Genomic DNA, 20,627 nt, shown 5'->3' on the forward strand with positions numbered 1-20,627 from the left:
CACGCGCGGTGATGTCCTTATTGGACGGTCGTATACGAGGTCGCGCAGGTTTCCGCGGATGTTCGGGCGGATGCCCGGCCGGGACGGCGGATACCTGCCTGGTGGGCCGTACACGCTCACTCAAGGCGTGGTCTTCCTCGTCCTGCTGCTGGTCGTGTGGAAGCTGCCGCTCCTGGACTGGCTGGGCCCGGCGCGCTGGGGCGTGCCGCTGTCCGCGATCGCCGTTCGCCGCGCGCGAATCGAGTCGCGGACGCCCGCTAGCTGGCTGGTCGGCCTCGTAGCGCATCTGCTCGCGCCGTCTTCGGGAATGCTGGCAGGTCGGCCCTATCGGACTGAGCGGCCGGCGCTGGTCACTCCGCGGTTCTACCTGCACGGCCTGGACGTGGCTGTGGACAAGGCTCGACTGCCTGTGGATAGCGCCGTGCCGACGTCGTCACTGCAGCGGCTGCTGGCCGGAGCCCGGTGATGGAGAACCAGATCCAGGACATCAGCGGCAACCTGGTGTTCTGCGCGGATGGGTCGGTCTGGGCGGTGTGGCGGGCACACCCCCGCGAAAGCGCGCGCTCTACGGGAAAACAGCTGCACGAGCTGTACAACTGCACAGTCACGTTCATGAAGTCCCTACGCGGCGAGGTGATGCTCGCGTCTCTGTGTGAACAGGTCCAGCCGCACGCGATCATCCGGCGCTGCCTCGGCGGTATCGACCTCGACGAGAACCCGCACTGGGCGGAAACGGTGCACAACGCCTGGGACCAGCTCGACGACCTCGACGTGCTCGGCCGCAGCTACTGGATCGCCAAACCCCTCGCCGGCACCGGCTGGCGCGACGGAGGCCGCGCCCTGCTGCGAGCCGCTGGGGCGGCACTCAACGCGGGCCTCGGTCTCCCGCCGCGCCCCGCATCACCTCAAGCTGTCGCTGAAGCACAGGCACTTGCGCGCGTCATCGAGCACGAACTCGGCGGCGCGATCCCGCTTCGCCCCGCGACCGAAGCCGAACTTCTGTGGTGGTTGTGCCGCGCTCCGGTCAGAGGCGTTCGTGAGCCCCAGCTCGAACGCGCATCGACCGTGCACAACACCGGCGCCACCCTGTCACGAGGCCGAAGCCGTGCTCGGCTGGTCACATTGCGCGGGACCGTCTTCGACGAAGGCGGTCGCAGCGACGAAGGCAAGCGCTTCGGGAACCCGCTGCGGGCCTTGAACAAGCGGTTCCTCAAGTGCGTCACGCCGGATGACGACGGGCTCGTCGTGAGCTACCAGGCCAATCTCGTGCTCGCGGAGATGCCCCGCGCCTTCACCTGCCCAGGGCACGAGATCTTGTCGCGACTGGCGAATATCGGCTTTGGAGTCGACTACGCGCTGCGCATTGCGGCGAAGACGAACGACGAGGCTCGCGCGGCGAACCGGCGCCGTACCCGCGACCTGATGAGCCAGGACGACGAACACGGCGGAGACACCGCGGGTGTGCCGGCCGACGTTCACTCTGCCCAGGAGGAGATCCAGCACAAGAACGCCCGCCTCGGCGCCAGTACCACCGAAATCGAACTCGAGGTCGGCGTCGTCGCCTGCGTGTGGGGTGAGACCGCCGACGAGTGCGACGCACGGGCCAAGACGTTGCGGCAGATGTTCTTGGGCGGCGAGTACAAGTGGGAGAGGCCGCTCGGTGGACAGAAGCAGCTCTATCAGGCGCTGCTTCCCGGCTACCGGACGCCGCTCGTCGTGCGGGAATGCAGCCAGAACCTCCTCGCCAGCGACTGCGCGATGCTGCTCCCGATGTCGTCCGCCGAGTTCGGCGACCCGAGCGGCGCCTTGTTCGGCATGGTCCTAGATGGCGGCGCGATCACGCCGTTCCTGTTCGACCCGACCTACGGACCCACCCACGACTCGTCCGGAGGCGTCGCGGTGATCGGCGAACTCGGCTCCGGGAAATCGGTTGTATTGAAGAACCTAGCCGCCGTCGTCCGGCTCATGCTCGACGGCCGCGTGATCGCCATCGACCGCACCCGGAGCCGCGAATGGGCACCGGTCGCGAAAGCGCTCCCGGGCAACTGCCAAGTGGTCGACATCATCGATCCCACGCTCGACAGCGAACGCGCCGCGGACACCGAACTCCGGCATTCCTGCGATCCACTGCGGGTCTTCCACGGCGAGACGAAGTCCAGCACCGGCATCGCCGAAACCTTTTTCGCCTCCTGGCTGGACCTGGAATCCAACTCGGCCGAACGCGACGCGCTCGGCCGCGCCCTCGACCAGGTCAGCGGCTCGCCGACCGCGTCCAGCAACGCCCTCATCGACGTCCTCACCGACCACGGCACCACGGACCCAGCGTCTCGAGGCCTCGCCGACCGACTGCGGCGCCTTCGCCGCGATCCGATCACCCGCCCGATCTTCGATCCCGAACTCGCCCCCGTCGACGTGCTCGCCGCGGACATGGTTGTCTTCTGCACCAACGAAGTCCCGCTCCCGAACACCCTCGAGATGAGCAACGAGCGCATGGCCGCCCGCATCCCGCCAAGGAAGCTCTTCGGCCGTGCCTTCCACCTGCTGATCGCGGCGATCGCCAAGGAGATCTGCTTCGGAACCGAGCGGTGGGGCCAATTCATCTGCGATGAGGCCTACAACGTCACCGGCACCCCCGAGGGCCAGCAGATCGCCTTGGAATTCGTCCGCGATGGACGCAAGCACGGCGCCGACGCCGCCTTCGGCTCGCACTCCGAAAGCGACCTCGGTGACGAAGTCCTCCGCGGCCTGATTGCCGTCCGGATGCTCGGCCGCCACCGCGACAGCGGTCTCGCCCGACACGGGCTGGCGTGGCTCGGCGTCGACCCCGGTGACACTCGCTACCAGGAGATCGTCACCAAAGATCTGTCACCGCTCAACCCCGCAGGCGGCGACGAAGAACGCCGAGCGCGCGCCGGCGAGTTCCTGGTCCGCGACCACGCCGGACGGGTCGGCAAGGTCAAGATCTTGACCCAGCCCTACCGGACGCTGCCTCAAGCCGTTCTCACCACGCCCACCGTCCGGCGGCCTTGAATCAAACCCGCTGGTACACGCCATGTCTCGGACACCACCGGCGCGACCTCGGGAGACGTTCATGACGCTCAACGCGCGTGCCGCGAAACCTCTCGCGTTCGCCACCATCGTGCTTGTTCTGCTGCTCGGCAACGCCGCGCCCGCCACTGCTCAAGTCGTTCCGCTGCCACCGAACGAACCGCGGCCGTGCCAGCCGTACCCGCTGTGCCTCGTCGTTCCCGATCCCCGCGCTCCACAGCCGAATCCACCGAACTTGGACCATCCCGATCCGGATGCGCCGACCCTGCCCTTGCAGGACGACCCTGGGCACGCCGCGCACCTCAAGGGCATGTTCACCATCGACGACGGCTACGGCCGCGACCTGCGCAACTACGACCTCTTCGCCAACCTGCCCTCGCTGATCAGCAACCCCATGCCGACGATCTGGCTCTGGCTGGCGAACATGGGCTTCGCCGTCGGGAAGTACGCACTCGGCTTCTCTGTCTGGTTCACCGAATGGTCCATGACCGCCGGCGTCGTCGACTGGATCAAGGCACCCGCGCAGGACCTCGAGAAAGTCTGGCAGACGACGATCATCGGCGGGCTGAAGCTCCGCGAGTTGGCCCTCTTGATCGCGACCGGCTACCTCGGCCTGCTGTTCATGCGCGGCCTCACCACCCGAGCCTGGCGCGAGACCGTATCCACGATCGCGATCAACGTCCTGGCCATCGCGGTCATCACCCATCCCGTCGACTTCCTCGTCGGCGATGGGGGAGTGCTCAGTCTCAGCCGAGACCTCGGCGCCGACGTCAGCGCCGTGATCATGGGCAAGCAACCCGGCGGCACCGGCAACCCTGCCGCGCCGATCGGGCAAGCCCTGATCGACAACCTGCTCATCGCGCCGTGGGAGACGCTCAACTACGGGGCACCGGTCTCTGGCAAGCAGGGCACGGGCGCCTGCCAGTACTCGATCAAACAGATCCTCGACCAGGGCCCCTGGTCCGGCAAAGACAGCACGCCGGCCCGCGAACTCGCCGGTTGTCCCAGCGAGTACGGCAAGTACAACGAGGTCGCCGACGGCGACCGCATGCTCGGGGCGTGGGAGTACGCCGTCGCGATGATCCTGTTCGCGATCCTCACCATCTGCCTGAACGCGATCCAGATCCTTGCCCCGTACTTCCTGCTCTTCGAAGGCCTCCTGCTCAGCCTGGCCCTGATCGCGGCCCTGATCCCGACACTGCAGCACCAGCTGGCCTACCGCATCGGCTCGATCGCCGGGACCATCGCCAAGCTGCTGATGGGCATGTTCTTCATCGCCGTCATGACAGTGCTGCTGCGGTCGCTCATGCTCGCCGACCTCGGCCCGCAACTGGTCAAGTTCGCCGTCATCGACATCGTCGTGTTCTCCGGCTTCCTGTTCCGCAAACGGCTCATGACGAACATTCAGCGGATCCGGTCCAGCGTCAACTCCGGTGTCCAGCGGCTCGGCAGGCCACGGAGCGGCCCGAAATCCATGCCCTTGCCCGTCGTCGAGCCAGGGCCGCATCGGATCAGCCGGACGATCAAGACCGGCGCTGGTGCCTTCACTGAGGCCATCGCCCCGGCGAACGACCTGAAGAACCGGCTGGTGACCGCGGGCAAGCTGGGCGGGAAGGCCAGCAGCAAGGCCGTCTCCTTCACCCTGGGCGCCCCGGTGTCCTGGCCTGCAGCCGCGAACCGCGCCCGCACCGCCCTCACCGCACGGGGCACTGCGGCCAAGGCAACACTTGGGCGCAAGGCGGGCGCCGTGAAGGCCTACGCCTCCACCTACGCCGGAAACATCGGCGCCGCCGCAAGCCCACTGGTGAATGTCGCGACCACCGCGGCGTCGGTGCTCGGCAGCCACCGCTCATCCAACGAGCAACCCGTTGCGCCTCAGCCACCCGCCAGGGTCTCGGCCACGCCCGACTTCACCGGCACCGACCTCGCGGCTCCCGCTCCTGCTGGGAGTAGGCCGCGAGGCAAGTGCCCAGTCCCGGAACCGACTGCGCTGCCGCCTGGGATGCTGCCGATCACGCCGACGTGGTCGCAACGTTTGCGTACGCGGTTGAACGAGCACCGGTCATGAACCCGCTACTCGCACTTCAAGTCGCCGAGCATGTCCGCAACGAGGTCCGCGAACATCCGAAACGATGGGGCTGCCTCGCGCTCCTTCTTCTGTTCGGGCCGGTCATCGCCTGCACACTCGTCGCCGTCCTGATCATCGTCGTCATCGCCGGGGGAACAGGTGGATCAAGCTCGGCGCCAGGGCACGTGCCCGGCATCCCGGACGTCATGCTCACCGCCTACCAACAGGCGTCCCAGCGCGTCGCCGGCATCCGCCCCGCCTGTGCCGGGATGCGCTGGTCGATCCTCGCAGGCATCGCCGAAGTCGAATCCCGTCACGCCTCCGGCCGCACGGTCGCACCCAACGGAGACATCAGCCCACCGATCCTCGGCCCACCTCTCGACGGCAGCGGCGTCGGGGGCAACCGCACGCCCATCCGAAATTCCGACGGCACCTTCGCGCGCGCCGTCGGCCCGTTCCAGTTCCTCACGACCACCTGGGCCGGCGTCGCACAAGACGGCAACGACGATGGCACCCGCAACCCGCATAACGCCTTCGACGCCGCTCTCGGTGCGGCGGCCTACCTCTGCGGAACCGGGCCTCGGGACCTGAAGGACCAGGTCCAACTGCGCGCCGCGCTCTTGCGGTACAACGCCAGCCAGACCTACGTCACCCAGGTCCTCGCCAACATCGAGCGCTATGACGCGGTTGAACTCCGGCCTGCCGTCAGCGTTTCCGGGGCGGCTAAGATCGTCATTGACGCCGCGATGTCGCAGCTCGGCGTGCCGTACGCCTGGGGCGGTGGAACGGCCGCTGGGCCGAGCCGCGGGATCCGGGACGGTGGCGTCGCAGACCGGCACGGCGACTACAACAAGACCGGCTTCGACTGTAGCGGCCTTGTCCTCTACGCCTATGCCAAGGTCGGGATCAGCTTGCCGCACAACAGCAGAGCACAGTTCGGCCTTGGTGTGCGAGTGCCAAAAGAAGCCGGCTTGGGTGCGCTCCAGCCGGGTGACCTCATTTTTTATAGCCCAGGTATCATTCACCATGTTGGTATCTACATCGGCAACAACAGGATGGTCAATGCGCCGTACTCCGGCGTTAACGTTCGACTCGACACTGTCGAACTCGGCGAGTACGCCGGAGCTGGCCGCTTACTGCGCTAGTTGGCGCAGTGTAATTGTCGTCATCTTATAGGTGTCCGTTACTTTAGCTCTCTCACAGATAAGACCACATGTCCGGGGCGGGGCGGTGTAAGCCCTGGTCGCAGAGGACGACGTCAGGGCGCGCGTCGAAGGCGTATGACAGTTCAATGCAGCAGCCAGGCGGTTCGACATACTCTCCTTGTGGAGTCCTATGTGAACAGCGAATTCGGGTTTGAGTGCGACGCCTGAACCGCTTTGTTCGAGGCAATCGTTCTTTTTGCTCGTCACTGGCGAAGATCATCCTTTCCCTGCCCTGCTCTACAGCTCTCCTTGTCAGTCCGACGAGCTTGCCGGTTGCTTCCCGTATGACGACCTTCTCACCCAGTAGTTCGTTTCCAAGCGCTACCACCCGGTTCGGGCTGATTGGCCATATAATGTATGGAGCGTCGTGTAGGCTGGGGCGTACGTTCCCCTTGAAAGGAACTAGAACAGGACTGTCGCAAGTGGTAAAACGGCCTCGGTTGTCTTGCCAAATCTCTATCTGCTTCGTAGTGAGTACGTCTGCGGCACCCCGCATTGTTTTGAACAAAAGTTCGGTGTGTATCCCTGCTGCGAGATATGGGTTGCCTGGGTTCTTCATTGACTTGAAACTATGGGGATTTTGGGCGTTGAACCAAGCGTCGTACTGCATCTGTAGTCGTCTTTGCTGCGTGGTTCGCATGTGCTGCGCGGCTATTGTGACGCTGAGGGAGATCAAATCATCAAAGACTAGAGCATCCGGGTCCTCGATTTGGTTAAGTAAAGTTTGTATCCGTCGAAGCTCAACGTCCACCGCCCCGAAGAGCAACTCCACGCGGTTGTGGGCAACGCCCTCTTTTCCGGCGACTCGGTAGAAATTCTCTTTAACACAAACATCTGACAGACTGATTGGTTTGACTGCGCCTGTGACGGTGTCCAGAGTCCACACCCGTTTACCGTCGAATGACCATTGTCTAAGGTAGGTTTTTGGAACGTAATGATGGCGTTGACTGGTAGGGTCTGCCGCAGACTGCAAGCTCAGGAGCCTGTCCATATATGCCCGCGCTCCAGTGGGGAGGGACTGACCCCCTCTGGTGATAGGTACCTGCCCCCACGGATTTCGGACACGCCTCATGAGTGTCCAGTCGTCCCTGTCGAAAAAATCCGGGTTTATCGGCACGGCAATACGATAGTAGATGACCCATGATTTTCGAACTGTGCGAAGCGGGTTGGCTTGCGTTTTCTCGTGGTCGTTTATGGCAGGAGGCGTGTCGCACATCCCGGCGGTTCGCCGTTCAATGAGCGAGGCCGGTGTCGGCCACGGGGCTCAGTGCATCGAACGCAGCTGGTATAGGCATGCCTCAGGCATGATGCTGAGAGAGCAACTTGCGGTCGGTAGTGCGGTCGACCTGGCGCTGGCGTACCACGAGGGTGACAGAGTTTTCCCTGTTCAGGCCATGTGGGCATGCCCTTCTTGGAACGCCGACTTGTTCCCCCATGGCCGTCAGGCCATCCAGGGAACCAGCGCGCCGAAGGCGCTCAATGTCCACCATGTACTCAAGGAGCCCGCGCTGTGGTGGGTGACCACAGCTGTGGTCGCGATCTTGATCGCGGTCGTCGTCCTCCACCGACACTTCCGTTCCCATCACCTCCGCTCCAGAGTCCGTTACGACCTCCTCCCGACCGCCACGTTCGACCCGTCCCTTCAGGGCGTCCTCGCGTTCGCGCACCAGCTCGGCCGGGTGCGCCCAGTGCACGGCTGGGTGCCGCGCTCCACGGTCGGCGTCCGCGTGCGGTTCAGTACGGACGAGGCATTCGGCAAGTTGACCATGAGCGTGGAAGGCCGAGAGTCGATCACTGGCGTGATCAACAAGTTGACCTACCCGGAGGTAGAGATCCGCCGTAAGGCCGCTGATCAAGGAGAACTCACCTCCCAGGTCGAGGGAGATGTGACCCGGGGCGACGATCGAGGGAGAAGCGACCTCCGTGTGGACGGGGGTTTGCGATGAATACCTTGCGAGATCTCCTAGGACGGCGGACGGAGGAGAGGTTTCCTGTCGCAGAAGAAACCCAACCGCAGGTGCATACGGCTCGAGCCGAGCTGGTTCTCGCGCGGCCGGCTCACCTCGCGCTCAAGGCGCTGCCGCTGCGTCCGGACGATCCGCTGCAGGCGTTGGCGAACGCGCTAGGCGACGTCCGGCCGGATCTCGGCGAGACGGTTGATGTCTTCCTGGACCTCATCCCGCTGACACCAGCGAGAATCCGTCACCTCGCCCGCCGAGCGGCCACGCATGGCGGAGCCGGTGGGCGCGCGTTGGTGGACGGGCTCGTCGACGTCGCTGGCGAGTTCGTGCCGACAGCGCGCGGGGCCCGCCGGCCTGCGACGCGAGCGGTCGCGCCGGTACCGAACAAGTTCGCCACGGACGAGCCGGTCTTCGCGGTCCAGCTGCTGATCCGGTGCCGTTCGGAGATCCCCGGCCGCGCCGAGGCCCATCTGCGCAGCGTGATCGGCGCCTTCGACGTCTACCGCGGCGACAACTACTGGCGAGCTCGAGGGCCACGCGTGCTGGGTTGGCATTTCGGCGCGGACACCATCCTGATCCGCAGGTTCTTCGACCGGCGGTTCCACATCGGCTTGGCCAAACCACGCAGCCGGTCATACGTGACGGCCAGCGAGATCGCGGCGCTGTTGAAGCCGCCATCCGGACGTTGCCTGTCACCGGTGATCGCCCGCAGCCGGGGCTGGGTCATGCCGGCGCCCAGGGAGATCCCGCGGTACAAGCCAGGCATGGGCCTCGTCCGGCTCGGCTACGTCACCGACCTCAACGGCGAGGACCGGCTCGTCGGGGTGCCGATCCGCGAGCTGCTGTTCTCGGCGCGGTTCGGGAAGGCCGGCTTCGGCAAGACCGAGGAAGCGCTCGCGCAGGCGATCGAGATCGCCCGGCTCGGCGGCGGGGTCTGGTTCCTTGACCCGCACGCTGACGGTTGGAAGCGCGCGAAACCGTATCTCTCGGACCCTGAGCTACGGAATCGGCTGTGGGAGGTCAACCTCGATGTCCGCGGGCGCGACAAGCGGCTGCCCGGCTGGAACCCGCTCAGCATGCAGGGCTTCTCCGAAGAGGACATCGAGGACCGCGTCGACGCCGTCGTCACCTCGTTTGCCACGGCGCTGGGTTGGGGGGACTCTGCGCCGCGGGCGAAGTCGATCCTGACCAAGGCGTGCGAGGCGCTTTGCTATCTCGCGATGCGGCTGCCGCCGGAGTGCGCGCCGACGATCTTCCAGATTCCGACGCTCCTCGACGACGACGCCTGGCGCGACGAGATCCTGCGCGTCCTGAAGCCGAGCATCCGCCGCTATTGGACGGACTCCTTCACGAAGCTGGCGCCGGACGCGACCACGGTCGTCACGAACATCATCAACCGGCTGCGCACCAGCCCGACCTTGTCCGCCTTCCTCGGGTCGTCGATCACGACCTACAACGTCCGGTATGCGATGGACGCGGGGAAGATCGTCTTCGTCTGCACCACCGGCACCGGCGAGACGAACAAGCTGATCACCTCGTTCATGATCTACGACCTGTTCCGCGCCGGCCGCTCGCGCGCGGACACCCCGGTCGATCAGCGCCGCAGGTGCGACGCCTTCGTCGACGAGCTCGCCGCGGTCGACGGCGCGTCGCGCGGATACCTCGCCGCGATCCTGGAACAGCTGCGGAAGTACCGCGTCGCGCTGCACGCGATGAACCAGATGCCCGACCGGCTCGCCCCCGAAACCCGCAGGGCGCTGCTGCAGAACCAGTCGCTCCTGATGACCAGCGCCGCTGCGATCGACGGCGCCCGGACGGTGGCCCGCGAATACGGCGGTCTCGTCCAGCCCGCGACGATCACCGAACTTGAGCAGTTCCATCACGTCGTGACCGTGACGCTCGGCGGCCAGCGCACCACGCCATTCAAGATCCGCGGTCTCCACGTGGACGACGAATTCGCCGAGCACTTCCACCCCGAGTGGAACGACGACGTTGACCGGTGCCTCGACCGGAACCTGACCCGCAGGCCGATTGGGGAGGTCCTCGACGAACTCGAGGACCTCGATGACCGGATCCTCGATGCCCTACGCGGCAACCAGCCGGCCCCTCGTTCGCGGCGCGGGCGGCCTCCGTCCCGCGGGAGTGGCGCAGGCATCGAGCTGCCGGCACCTGAGTCGACGGTGGAGTGATCGATGCCGCGACTCGATCCGTTCAAGCGCGAGGCGCTCGTCGTCCTCTACTGGCATCGCATGGTCTCCACCGAGCAGATGGGGCGGATGATCGCCCCGGCGACATCGATCCGCACCGTCCAGCACAAGCTCCTTGCCCTACAGGCGGACGGCCTTGCCGACGGCTTGTACCGGCACCACGCTTCCCGGACTTGGCATGTCACCGAAAGCGGCGCGGCACTGGTCGAGGAGTCCGGACGAGTGGATGCCCGCCCGTACCGGATCCCGCGGGAGGCCGCGGTGGAACTGCTGCAGGATCATGCGCTCGACGTCGTCGAAACCGGGCTCGCCTTTGCGGCGGAGGCCCGCCGGCGCGGGGACGAATGCGGGCCGCTGTCCTGGACTCCGGAGGTCGCGCACCGATTTCGGGATGGCCGTGGACGGCACCAGGGCGTAGTCATCGCGGACGCGGTCCTCGACTACGTCCTCGATGAAGACGGGCGGCGGTCGCAGCGCACGTTTTTCATCGAGCTCGATCGCGCGACCATGCCCGTCGCCCGGCTGGCGCAGAAGCTCCGCTCCTACGTCCACTACCACGACTACATCCCCGGAAAGCCGAACTCGGCTGGGCAACCCGCATGGAGAAGCCGGTACGCGCGCTTCCCGCGGCTTCTCATCGTCCTGTCTGGCGCCGCCGAACACGTCCTCGAGCGTCGGCTCGCGGACCTGCGGGCCTACGCACAAGCGATGCACGGCCTGGCGCTCGCCGAGGATCGCGTGTGCGCACTGGGCACGACCTTGCGGAGGCTCCGAGACCCCGGGCCGACTGCGGACATCGCGCTGCCGCTGCTCGCCGAGAGCGGCGCACCGGTATCCGTTTTCTGCTGGCCAAAGGCCGGTGAATCGTGACGGAGGAGCCAACGCCGGTTGAACTCGTCGAGCAGCTCGGGTTTTCGTCGCGGTTGCGTCAGCGCCGATTCACCTTGCTCCCGTTGCGAGGAGAAGGCGCCCCCTTCACAGACTTGCAGGGGCGAGCGCCCGGCGACAGCACCGCGCCAGAAGAACTCGCTGACCTGATCTCCTCTATCGCGACCGTCGGCGTCCTTCAGCCGGTCCTCGTCGAGGAGATGGACGCCGGCGACGACAAGGCCCCCGCCATGAGGCTGACGGCGGGGGAGCGGCGCTTGAGGGCCTGCCGCTGGGGCGCCGTCCACAAGCCGGAAAACCCACACTTCACCGCGCTCCCAGCGGTCGTGTGCCCGGGACCGTTGTCGGACGAGGAACGCCGGATCTGGCAGCTGGTCGAGAACCTCGCGCGCGAGAACCTGCGCCCCGGCGAGCTGGCGGCAGCGCTTGTCCTCGATCGCTGCGCCGTTCTGCTGGGCAAGCTGATCGCACACGGCTACAAAGTTCCCGCGGACGTCTACGCGATCGATGATCCGATCGCCCGGTTCTCCGCCATGGAGCGGATCCGCGGCGCAGACAAGAAATGCGCGGCGCCATGGTCTCAGGTTTTGACCCGCCTCGGCCTGCAGCTGACCCCGCGGAAGGCGCGCGAGCTGGTGCGCGCGTTCGCCGAGATGCCCCGCGAGATCGCCGAAGAGATGGACGAGGCCAAGATCAGCCTCAACACCCGCATCCGGTTCATCGAGCTCAACCGCGGGCGAGCGCAGGCCGCACAGGACATCTGGGCCGCGGTGAAGAAGACCAACCGGACGCGGCTGTTGAGCTCGGCCCTGACCGCCGCGGCCGACCCGGCGGTCACTCCGGACGAAGCCATTGCCGAAGCCGAGCAACTGCATGAACAAGCGGACAGTGCGCGTGCTGACAAGCTCCGCGCCGACTCGCCAGCGACCGCTGATCCCGTCCCGTTGGTGAATCAACGACTTGTCGACAACACCCTCGCCAGCCTTCGTCACCTCACCGCCGCGCTGGCTCGCGGTGCTCGGCTCTCCGCGCACGATCTGGCGTCGCTCCGACTTCTGACCGCTCAGCTCAACGGAACGGAGTGAGCCCTTGTCCGTATTCCTCGGCCTGCCCACCGACGCAACGCCGGCCGCGCGGTGCGACTGCAGGCGCTGCCCCTGGTACGCGGGAGCCGACGCAGAGCCGGGTGCGGTGATCGCACCGGTGTGCTCCGGATGCAACTCGGACTGCAGCTACTGCGGTTGCGCACGCGCAGAGACCGTGCAGACGGCAACCGCATGCTCAAGCTGTCCGATCCGATGCGGTTCCCGAACAGACATCAAGGCGTGGATGGCCGATATCGGAGAAACCCTCGAATTCGACGACGTCGTCCTCCGCAGCCGCTTGCCCGAAGGCTTGCCCTCCTTCATCCCGCAGGTCGACGGATCCGGCGCCGGCGACCTCGACGCGGCGTTGGGCTGGCCCGCCTACGCCGTCGGTCTTCGTCGCGTGTTCTCTCCGCAGACGCACGCCATCTACCCGCGGTGGGAGCAAGCAGCGACGGCCGCCGAAGCACTAAGTCTCCCGGCCACAACGCTGACTGTCCTATCGGGTTACGGAGAGGACCCGCTGGTCGAAGCGTTCTGGACGGCGCGGCACCGCGATCGGTTGCTCGATCGGCTGGCGACGCTCAAGTTCGACCTCGTCCTGACTCCCAACTACTCGATCTACGGCAACTGGCCGCGCGCCGAACATCTGATCAACATGCGTAGGTCGCTGCTGCTCGCGGAGGAATTTGGCCGGGCCGGGATGCCGGCCGTCCCGAACCTCTACTGGTTTCGGCTCGAAGACCTCCAGCGGTACGCCGCGTGGATCGTTGACACCGCGCCACCCGCCATCGCGATCAACCTCCAGACCGTGCGCGAGAACAAGAACTGGGAAAGCTGGGCGTTGCCCGGTCTCAGCTGGCTCGCGGAAAACATCCCGGCCGGCCTCCCGGTCATCATCACCGGACTGTCCCGCCGAGACCGCATCGCCACCGCCGTCGAACTGTTCGGCACCAGGCTGATTCTCATCAGCCAGAACCCGGCGCAGTACGCGCTTCACGGAGCCGTGATGACTTCCGAAGGGCGCAAGGACCTGCAAGCCCGCGTCCCGGACGCCTTTGCCAGCTCGGTGCGCTACCTGGCTTCGCTCTTGCCCGAAGGAGGCAATTGATGCAGCGGACACTTTGGATCCTGCTCGGCTGGTCGACCGAGTACGGTGCCGCCACGACCGTCGTCGCGGTGCTCGGTATCGATCAGGGAGACGACGGCGGGATCGACCGGCACATCGAATGGGTCCCGCGGGAGTATCAGCGTTGCCTCACGTGGCGCGAACGCATCGCTTCTACCCCAGTAGATGAACTTCCTGCACACATTGAGATCTGGGAACACTCGCTCACCGCACCCGCCGCCCGGGTCGACCTTGTTCCGTCGGCACCCGATCTCGGTGCCGCTGTTCAGTACCAGCTCGACGACCTGCTCGGTCACACCGGCTGATCGAGTCTCCATGGGAACGAATTCCAAAACCAAGCACGTGGCCTACGCTGTCGGCCCTTCGGCTTCGGAGGACGCGTCGCTCGATGACGGTCCGAAGTGGACCGATGCTGAAATCGCCTTGTCAGTCGTCGAAGGTTTCGTGCTCGACGGAATCGATCCTGAGAACCCCTTCGAGCCAACGACGCTCGACCTGCCCGATGACATCGAAGAACGGTACGCGATGTTCGTGGAGGCGGTCCACGAGGCGCAAGCGGAGATAGCGAAACTCAGCGGCGATCCAACCGAGTTCGAGGACGCCCTGCACACCCAGTGCGAGCTGTTCCTGAACGATCTGACCCATGACGAGCTCAAGGAACTCGCCGCCGCACACGGATTCAAGTACCCAGCGCTGGTGGGTTTGTCCGAAACCAACGGCAACCCCTTGGTGCACTGGCTCGATCCGTCCTATCCGGACGATGCGGTCACGAAACAGACGATCCAGAGCGTCGCGGTCAACAGGTTCGCGGCTTTGTGCTCGGGTGAAACCGTCAGCGGCAAGACCCTCGATCAGTGGCAGCAACTGGACATGAGTCTGGTCTCGACACCGAACCACAGCGTGCCTCCGGGCTTCGTGTCCTGGACGCCGACCGCTGCCGAAGTTCAGGCAGCGCAGGAAAAGCTCAACTCCGCCATCGGCACCGTCGAGGCCGCCAAGACCAACGGCTCGTGGGCCGATCCCGACCTCGTCTCGAATCTGATCGCCGCGGAAAATCAGCTGGCCACGGCGCACAACCCAGCGCTCGAAGACTTGGCGACGATACGTTCAGCGGCGAAACATCAAGTCGACCAAGTGCTCGTCGACATCTCTCCACATGAAGTGTCCACGGCGGTACAAGCCGCGAAGGACCACGACCAGATCGCGCCATTCCAGGTCAAGGTGCTCAACGCCCACCAGGTTCTGAAGCTGCTACGCGCGTCTACGGAGAAACAGGAACGGCTCGACCTCCAGCAACTCGCGGTCGAACGTGCGGCTGCGAAGTCGACGTTCGAAGCACATATCGCCGACCTGCAGAACATGCTCGGGCCGGGCGGCCTGCCCAGCCTCTCCGACCCGGGCGGCGCCGCGGCGATGACGAAATTCTTGGACCACGCGCATCAAGCAGGTCTCACCTACATGGACATGGGTGGTTGGAAGCCCGTTGACCCAACACTCGCGCATAACGAGACACTCCAAGTCGCACAAACCGAGATGGCGCCATGGGCTGACCAGCAAGAGCTGCAGGATCTGCGGACATTCGTCGTCTCCGCCGGCCTGCTCACGAGCGATCAAGCCGCGGCTGCGACGAAGTCGTTCTGCAAGAAGCTCCTCGTACATCAAACCTATGGCTCCAGCGCGTCGGTCGCGTCGCTGAAACACAGCCTGCAAGAGAAACTCGCACTCAAGAACAGCACGAAGTCGTTGCCGCCCAAGACAGGGAAGTCAACGAAGGCGCCGATCTTGGCGGCGCCGAGGAGTGCGTTCGGTCGCCAACACGCCGAGATGCTCTCAGCCCTGAAGCAGACCAAAGCAGCGCTCGCGGCCTTGCCGAAATCGGTCGATCCGTCCGCTGTCGCGGCTTGGGATTTCGGGGCGGGTAAGCCAGCACACCTCGGCGGGACACATCCGAAGACGCTGCACACCGGGCCAGACGGCAAACCCTGGCTCGCGAAAAGAGAAGCGACTCCACGGGGCGGCGCGGTCATCGCGGCCGAGGCCGCTACTTCGCGAGCGCTTCACCGTGCAGGTCTTCCCGTGGTCCCCGTATTTGCGACCAAGATCAACGGAAAGCCTGCTTCCGTGCAGCCGATGCTCGTCGGCGCAACCGAAATGTCCGACAACCCTTCCACCTGGTCCCAAACCGACGTCGACGACATCGTCCGCTTACACGTCGCAAGCTGGGCTCTGGGAAACCACGATCCGCACTCCGGCAACGTCCTCCGGACCGGCGAGGGTGGTCTCGTCCCGATCGATCACGGACAGTCGTTCAAGTTCTACGGTCAGGACAAGCTGTCGATGTCGTTCAGGCCGAACAACACGACGGCCGTCTATCACCGGGCTTACGACGCCTTCAAGGAGGGCAAGCTCGCCAAAGGGGTCCGAGTAAACCCTGCGGCCGCACACTCGGTGATCAAACACCTCGAGTCGGTCCCAGACGCGGAGTGGCGCGGACTGCTGAGATCGGCGGCGTACGCGGGGGCCGCGCAGAAGGAGATGAAGTGGGTTCCGGCGATACGTGCGAGGGCGGCCAAGCACCATGGCATCGCCGAAGCCTCGGTGACCACGAAACAGGTCGCTGAGGCGTTCCTCGACTACGCAGTCGAGCGCAAGAAGAGCCTGCGCAAGGACTTCGCCGAGTTCTTCGTCGGTGAGTTGAAGCTGGAGAACGCCGCGGCCCTTCAGCACGCGGGGAAGGCCTGATGGGGACCAACTCCAAGACGGCTCACGCGAGCTACTCGATCACCCCCTCGGCCCCGGCAGCCGAGCCGGGGCCAGTCGAAGCTGCGCCGCCTAAGGAGGAACCAGCTGCTCTGCCTGACGAGGAGGTCTCCGTTGATGCGCAGGCAGCGGGCGAAATGGACAGCGCCAAGGAACCTGGCGCTCAGCCGCTGACGCCCATCCCAGATACGCCGGACGTCGGTAAACCGTTCGGTGAGCCGATTCTGGTGGGTGGGACCGATCTGCACGCATCGAGTGCCACGCTGGTGAGCTACGCCAGCGCCGAAGGCCCACGCACTGTTCTGCACGCACTGGTCAGCGAGGAGGCAGAGGAGAAGCTGCTCGACGCCATCCACGTCACCAAGGAGTCGGCGCCTGTCCAGGTTGAGCAGGTCGTCCACGGCCGGCTTCCCGTCGACGAACAGCACGAACTCGCGGACAAGATCATCGCTGCTGCGAAGAGCGTGAACCACCACCTCAAAGCGGGAGATCTCTCCGTCGGGAGCCTTCCGTCGACAACCGAGCAGAAGATCAGTGACGGGAAGGCGGCGATGTCTGCCGCAGCCGATGATGTCGGTGACAGTCCGGGACCGGCGGACTCGGCGATGCTCGCGCACTACGCGGCGAAGCTGACCGACGTCGAGGCAGCGGCCGCCGCCGCGAAGAACGTCGGACACGTCAACCCATACCTGCACCAAGGCGTCGCGACCGTCACCGTGACGATGCCCGTGCTCGCGAGCGACACTGGCGACCACCGAGTCGCCGGCCTCCTGCGAGACGCGACCCGGATCAAGCCGACCCTGGACTCCGAGACCGGCCAGGCCAGCTGGAACGGCAAGGCACGGTGGGAGAAGGTCGAAGGCAAGGAGTACATGATCAACCTCGGCGATGGTTTCCAGGCCGTTTACCGGCCCTACAGCGTCAACTCACCGAAGACGACGGAGTTCTCTTTGCGCGGCAGGCTCGAAATCATCGCGCCCGCAGGTGAGGGGCATGGCCCGGACGTGGTCAAACGCCTCGGGCAGCTCAACCTGGCAAACCGCCCCATGACCCACGCCGAAGGTGAGTACGGCTACCTCGCCGCGAACGTCAAGGCACAGAACCTGGGAGGCAAGACCGAGGTGCAGGCGGCCATCGCGACCGGCGATCAGCTCGAGGAGATGACGCGTCAGGAACTCTTCCATGAGCGTGCACACCTCGCTGTCGGCCTGGACGACGCTCAGCTCGCCCGGTTCGCCAAAGACATCCAGCTGGACGCGCACACGCAGGCATTGCCGGCGAAGGTGAAGGTTCTGCGCGAAGCCGTAGCGAAAGTGACTGGGCACCAGACCGGCGACGCACTTGCTGCCACGGCGGGCTACGACCCTGCTCCCCGGCGGTCTGGCGGCTGGCTCACGTGGAACCGGTTCGATGTCGGCAACTCGATGGCGAAGCTGACGGCCGCGTTCGAGGGGAAGGCCCTGGTCCACGCCACGTCGTCGACGGGGCTGAAAGCGATGCTGGCGAACGGTGTGCTCGCCTCGACCGAGCGCCGGACGTTGATGGGAGTAAGCCGCGGCGTCGGCATGAGCGAAGACCAGGACAAACTCACTGGGGGAGCGAGTTCCGTCTTTCTGCGCGTGCTGGGCAAGCCACCGTCACATGATGGCCCGAAGCTGGTGTGGGACCAGCCTGAGCGGCTGATGCACCGCGCGGACTACTACGGCGCGAACGCGGACACCTACGGAGCCGTCAATCCCTCCAAGACCGGCCAGTACGCGTCGTCCACGCGAGATCCGTTCAAGATCGCTCACTTCACAAGTCCCGCCAACGAGGTCATGTTCGGAGACGGGATCGACCTGCTGGGCGGCGAAGGACCGTCAAGAATCCTCTGCGACAGCAAGACGCAGCGCGACGAGATCCACGCCATGTTCACGGCCAAAGGCATCACGCATATCGCCGGCAAGCCGATCGACGACGTTCTGAAGGCATGAAGGAGAGATGACCCGTGAATCGTGAGATCGACCTCGACGAGGCCGAGCACATCCTTGAGGACCTGGTCACCGGCCGCGCGCAGAAGCGGGCTAACGACCTGCTGCCTGGCGCCGAACTCGTCATCGACGGCGGCCAACGCGTCGCACTGGCCAGGCACGTCCGCCGGGACACGGATGAACCCGCTCTCTTTTGGATCCGGCCGTTGAGCGCGGCCTTCCAAGACCCGGGAACGCGGCTGCCCGTCTTCGATCCAGCGATCGTCCGGCGTCGGGCGCTCCACGTGGCCGCGGCCCGGCGCGATGGCCAGCGCCTCCACCTCGAACTCATCGGCGGCTCGACCGCGACTGTGCAACCGGCGCGGTCCGGCCGGCTTCTGGTCCTGCAGGATTTCGACACCTGGACGACCACGATCGCGGACGACGAGCGCGAGGGGCTCGAAGCGCTCGAACACGACTGAGCTTCAGCGCATCAAGGCGTTCATCACCAGGGCTTGTCTCGGGTATGAGTACGACTTCAGAGCCTCGGCTGAGCGACGTCGAATGGGTCGCCGAGCACCACGAGGCGCGCGGTCAGCTGCTTGTCCGTGGTTCGTCGCTCGGCGAGATCATCACGAAGGCGACAGGGGCGCTCGCCGGTCACTTCCCGCCCGTGGGGCAAGCAGGATTGCGTGTGCGGCCCGGCTGGTGGTGCGTGACCACCTGCGAGTGCCGCCGTGGGCTCGCGGCATCGAATCATCCAGGGTGGCACTACCGCCGGGCACGGTCGAACGAAGCCGGTTCTTGGTACGGCGCCGAGATCCGGTTCGGCCTACGGGACAAGACGTCACACGGTCGAGCGACGTGAAGGCCGATACGGCCGACCAGCCTTCGAGCTCGTGTGACGATGACCGGATGGACCACCTGAGGGCGCCGGCCTCGATGAGCATCGACCTGCACATCGTTGTCGGGTTCGTCCTCGGCGGCGGGTTGGCTGCGGTGTCTGCGCTGCTGTTCCGCGCCACTCTCAAGGCAGCGCCGAAGCGTCCGCACTACATTGCGATCGTGGTCGCAGCCGCTCTCGTCGGGGCGGCCGCCGCGGTGTGGCCGCCCAGCTTGATCGCCGCAGGTGCCCTCCTCGCGATGCTCGGCGTGCCGGCCGCCGCCGTCGACGTCGTCGAACACCGGGTACCGGACCGGCTCACCGCGCCCCTGGCCCTAGGGATGGCCATCACGCTGGCCACCACGGCACTGATCACGGATTCGGCGCCGTCGTTGACCATGGCGGTCGTCGGCGCCGTGGTTTGGGGCGGCGTGCTGCTGGTGTCGTTCCTCCTCACCGGCGATCCAGGACCCGGCGATGTCAAGTTGGCACCCAGCCTGGGGATGCTGCTTGGCTGGCTGGGGTGGAAGTGGCTCCTGACCGGGATCGTCGGCTCCTACCTGCTGGCCGCCCTGGTCGCCGGGCTCGGCCTACTTGTAAAGCGTTGGAGCCTTCGTGACGGTCGTGTGCCGCTCGCGTCGCCGATGCTGGCCGCCACGATGCTGAGCGTGACGGTGGCCGCGCTGAGCGGCTGAACGAACGTCCGCGTGAATCGAACGCACGGTCGGAACGCCATGTTCTGAGGGCTCAAGACACCAGCAAAGGAGCCCACCGATGTACGAACCTCCGTGGTACGACCAGGATCTCGAACAAGCCGCATCGAACGCGGCCCAGCGGTTCGACCTCGATGACGACCGGGCTCGTGGGCTGGTCGAGATGGTCGTCGATGCACTGGAGGAAGGTGGCGACGCCGTCGGCGACGCGGCCTGGGACGTGGAGAACGAACATCCAGGCGTCCCAGGTGAGGACTTCGTTGAGGACGTCGCCGCAGACCTCGGTTACGAAGACCTGCTATGAGCTGATCGGTTCAGTATTCGGCGTCAGCCGCGCCCGGCTTCGTGAGCCATCGTTCCCGACCGTCGCGCGGCTGTCCGCCGATGAACCCGTCCCAGCAAACGACCTCGTGGGCCACGTCCGTTCCGAGAAGCCGCGGGTCCAAAGTGGACGAGGCACGGTTGTATGTCAGCACGAGATTGCTGCCCTGCGTGATGGCCTCTGCCATCTGGAGGTGAAAGCGCGCCCACTCCAGATAGGTCCTGTACGACCGCTCCAGCTTTTTGGCCAGGCGACGGTGGAAGCCGTTCCGTTTCCCCGGGACGTCTGCGATCTCGTCGTAAAGCTCTTTGGCACGAGCGAAGAAGTTCTCGGCCGCGAGACAGTGATGGGCCGCCGACATGACGTCCTCGGTCGGATTCGTTCGTTTGACTGCGATCATTTGATTTCC

Annotated in this window: 18 protein-coding genes; 16 read left to right on the top strand and 2 right to left on the bottom strand. The window is 65.6% G+C overall.

Annotation, left to right across the window (positions count from 1 at the left end):
• The first annotated feature begins 58 nt into the window (after positions 1-58).
• From BLW75_RS33910 to BLW75_RS33925, 4 genes are all read left to right on the top strand, one after another.
• A complete protein-coding gene (locus BLW75_RS33910; RefSeq protein ID WP_034315662.1) occupies positions 59-466 on the top strand; it encodes a hypothetical protein in 408 nt (135 codons plus the stop codon).
• Positions 466-3,030 carry an ATP-binding protein gene (locus tag BLW75_RS33915; RefSeq protein WP_034315659.1) on the top strand — a complete coding sequence of 855 codons (2,565 nt, stop codon included), beginning with the start codon at positions 466-468 and terminating at the stop codon, positions 3,028-3,030. Before BLW75_RS33910 ends, BLW75_RS33915 begins: the two co-directional genes overlap by 1 nt.
• 61 nt (positions 3,031-3,091) lie before the next feature.
• Complete coding sequence (locus tag BLW75_RS33920; protein WP_034315656.1) at positions 3,092-5,116, top strand: hypothetical protein; 2,025 nt, start codon at positions 3,092-3,094, stop codon at positions 5,114-5,116.
• Positions 5,113-6,261: a C40 family peptidase gene (locus tag BLW75_RS33925; RefSeq protein WP_091598837.1), complete on the top strand. Its 1,149-nt coding sequence runs from the start codon at positions 5,113-5,115 to the stop codon at positions 6,259-6,261. The genes BLW75_RS33920 and BLW75_RS33925 overlap by 4 nt, the downstream gene beginning before the upstream one ends.
• A 52-nt stretch (positions 6,262-6,313) precedes the next feature.
• Here BLW75_RS33925 and BLW75_RS44240 read toward each other — a convergent pair whose 3' ends face one another.
• On the bottom strand, positions 6,314-7,537 hold the full coding sequence (locus tag BLW75_RS44240; RefSeq protein WP_091598840.1) for a DUF4238 domain-containing protein: 1,224 nt from the start codon (positions 7,535-7,537) through the stop codon (positions 6,314-6,316).
• Positions 7,538-7,556: 19 nt separating this feature from the next.
• On the opposite strand from BLW75_RS44240, the gene BLW75_RS33935 reads away from it, so the two are divergent.
• From BLW75_RS33935 to BLW75_RS33990, 12 genes are all read left to right on the top strand, one after another.
• Positions 7,557-8,267, top strand: coding sequence for a hypothetical protein (locus tag BLW75_RS33935; RefSeq protein ID WP_241783779.1), 711 nt, complete (start codon positions 7,557-7,559; stop codon positions 8,265-8,267).
• A gap of 71 nt (positions 8,268-8,338) precedes the next feature.
• Positions 8,339-10,471, top strand: coding sequence for a type IV secretory system conjugative DNA transfer family protein (locus BLW75_RS33940; protein WP_241783777.1), 2,133 nt, complete (start codon positions 8,339-8,341; stop codon positions 10,469-10,471).
• A 3-nt stretch (positions 10,472-10,474) separates the two neighbouring features.
• Positions 10,475-11,359, top strand: a complete 885-nt coding sequence (locus tag BLW75_RS33945) for a replication-relaxation family protein (protein WP_034315655.1) — start codon at positions 10,475-10,477, stop codon at positions 11,357-11,359.
• Positions 11,356-12,462, top strand: coding sequence for a ParB/RepB/Spo0J family partition protein (locus BLW75_RS33950; protein ID WP_034315653.1), 1,107 nt, complete (start codon positions 11,356-11,358; stop codon positions 12,460-12,462). Before BLW75_RS33945 ends, BLW75_RS33950 begins: the two co-directional genes overlap by 4 nt.
• A 244-nt stretch (positions 12,463-12,706) precedes the next feature.
• Positions 12,707-13,573: a DUF4417 domain-containing protein gene (locus BLW75_RS33955; RefSeq protein ID WP_241783773.1), complete on the top strand. Its 867-nt coding sequence runs from the start codon at positions 12,707-12,709 to the stop codon at positions 13,571-13,573.
• Positions 13,570-13,896 (top strand): hypothetical protein, encoded by a 327-nt coding sequence (locus BLW75_RS33960; RefSeq protein ID WP_143055382.1) that lies wholly within the window; start codon positions 13,570-13,572, stop codon positions 13,894-13,896. Before BLW75_RS33955 ends, BLW75_RS33960 begins: the two co-directional genes overlap by 4 nt.
• A gap of 10 nt (positions 13,897-13,906) precedes the next feature.
• On the top strand, positions 13,907-16,333 hold the full coding sequence (locus BLW75_RS33965) for a hypothetical protein (RefSeq protein WP_034315650.1): 2,427 nt from the start codon (positions 13,907-13,909) through the stop codon (positions 16,331-16,333).
• Entirely contained in the window at positions 16,333-18,324 is a 1,992-nt protein-coding gene (locus BLW75_RS33970) for a hypothetical protein (RefSeq protein ID WP_034315648.1), read from the top strand. The genes BLW75_RS33965 and BLW75_RS33970 overlap by 1 nt, the downstream gene beginning before the upstream one ends.
• 14 nt (positions 18,325-18,338) lie before the next feature.
• Positions 18,339-18,782, top strand: a complete 444-nt coding sequence (locus BLW75_RS33975) for a hypothetical protein (RefSeq protein ID WP_241783771.1) — start codon at positions 18,339-18,341, stop codon at positions 18,780-18,782.
• Between the two features lie 44 nt (positions 18,783-18,826).
• Entirely contained in the window at positions 18,827-19,168 is a 342-nt protein-coding gene (locus BLW75_RS33980) for a hypothetical protein (RefSeq protein ID WP_091598843.1), read from the top strand.
• A 74-nt stretch (positions 19,169-19,242) separates the two neighbouring features.
• Entirely contained in the window at positions 19,243-19,878 is a 636-nt protein-coding gene (locus BLW75_RS33985; protein ID WP_158005390.1) for a prepilin peptidase, read from the top strand.
• 79 nt (positions 19,879-19,957) lie between these two features.
• Positions 19,958-20,200 carry a hypothetical protein gene (locus BLW75_RS33990; RefSeq protein ID WP_034315647.1) on the top strand — a complete coding sequence of 81 codons (243 nt, stop codon included), beginning with the start codon at positions 19,958-19,960 and terminating at the stop codon, positions 20,198-20,200.
• A gap of 10 nt (positions 20,201-20,210) precedes the next feature.
• Here the strand turns inward: BLW75_RS33990 and BLW75_RS33995 are convergent, their stop codons facing one another.
• On the bottom strand, positions 20,211-20,618 hold the full coding sequence (locus tag BLW75_RS33995; RefSeq protein WP_091598849.1) for a hypothetical protein: 408 nt from the start codon (positions 20,616-20,618) through the stop codon (positions 20,211-20,213).
• Positions 20,619-20,627 lie beyond the last annotated feature (9 nt).

This window comes from Amycolatopsis lurida (genome assembly GCF_900105055.1).
Taxonomy (GTDB): Bacteria; Actinomycetota; Actinomycetes; order Mycobacteriales; family Pseudonocardiaceae; genus Amycolatopsis; species Amycolatopsis lurida.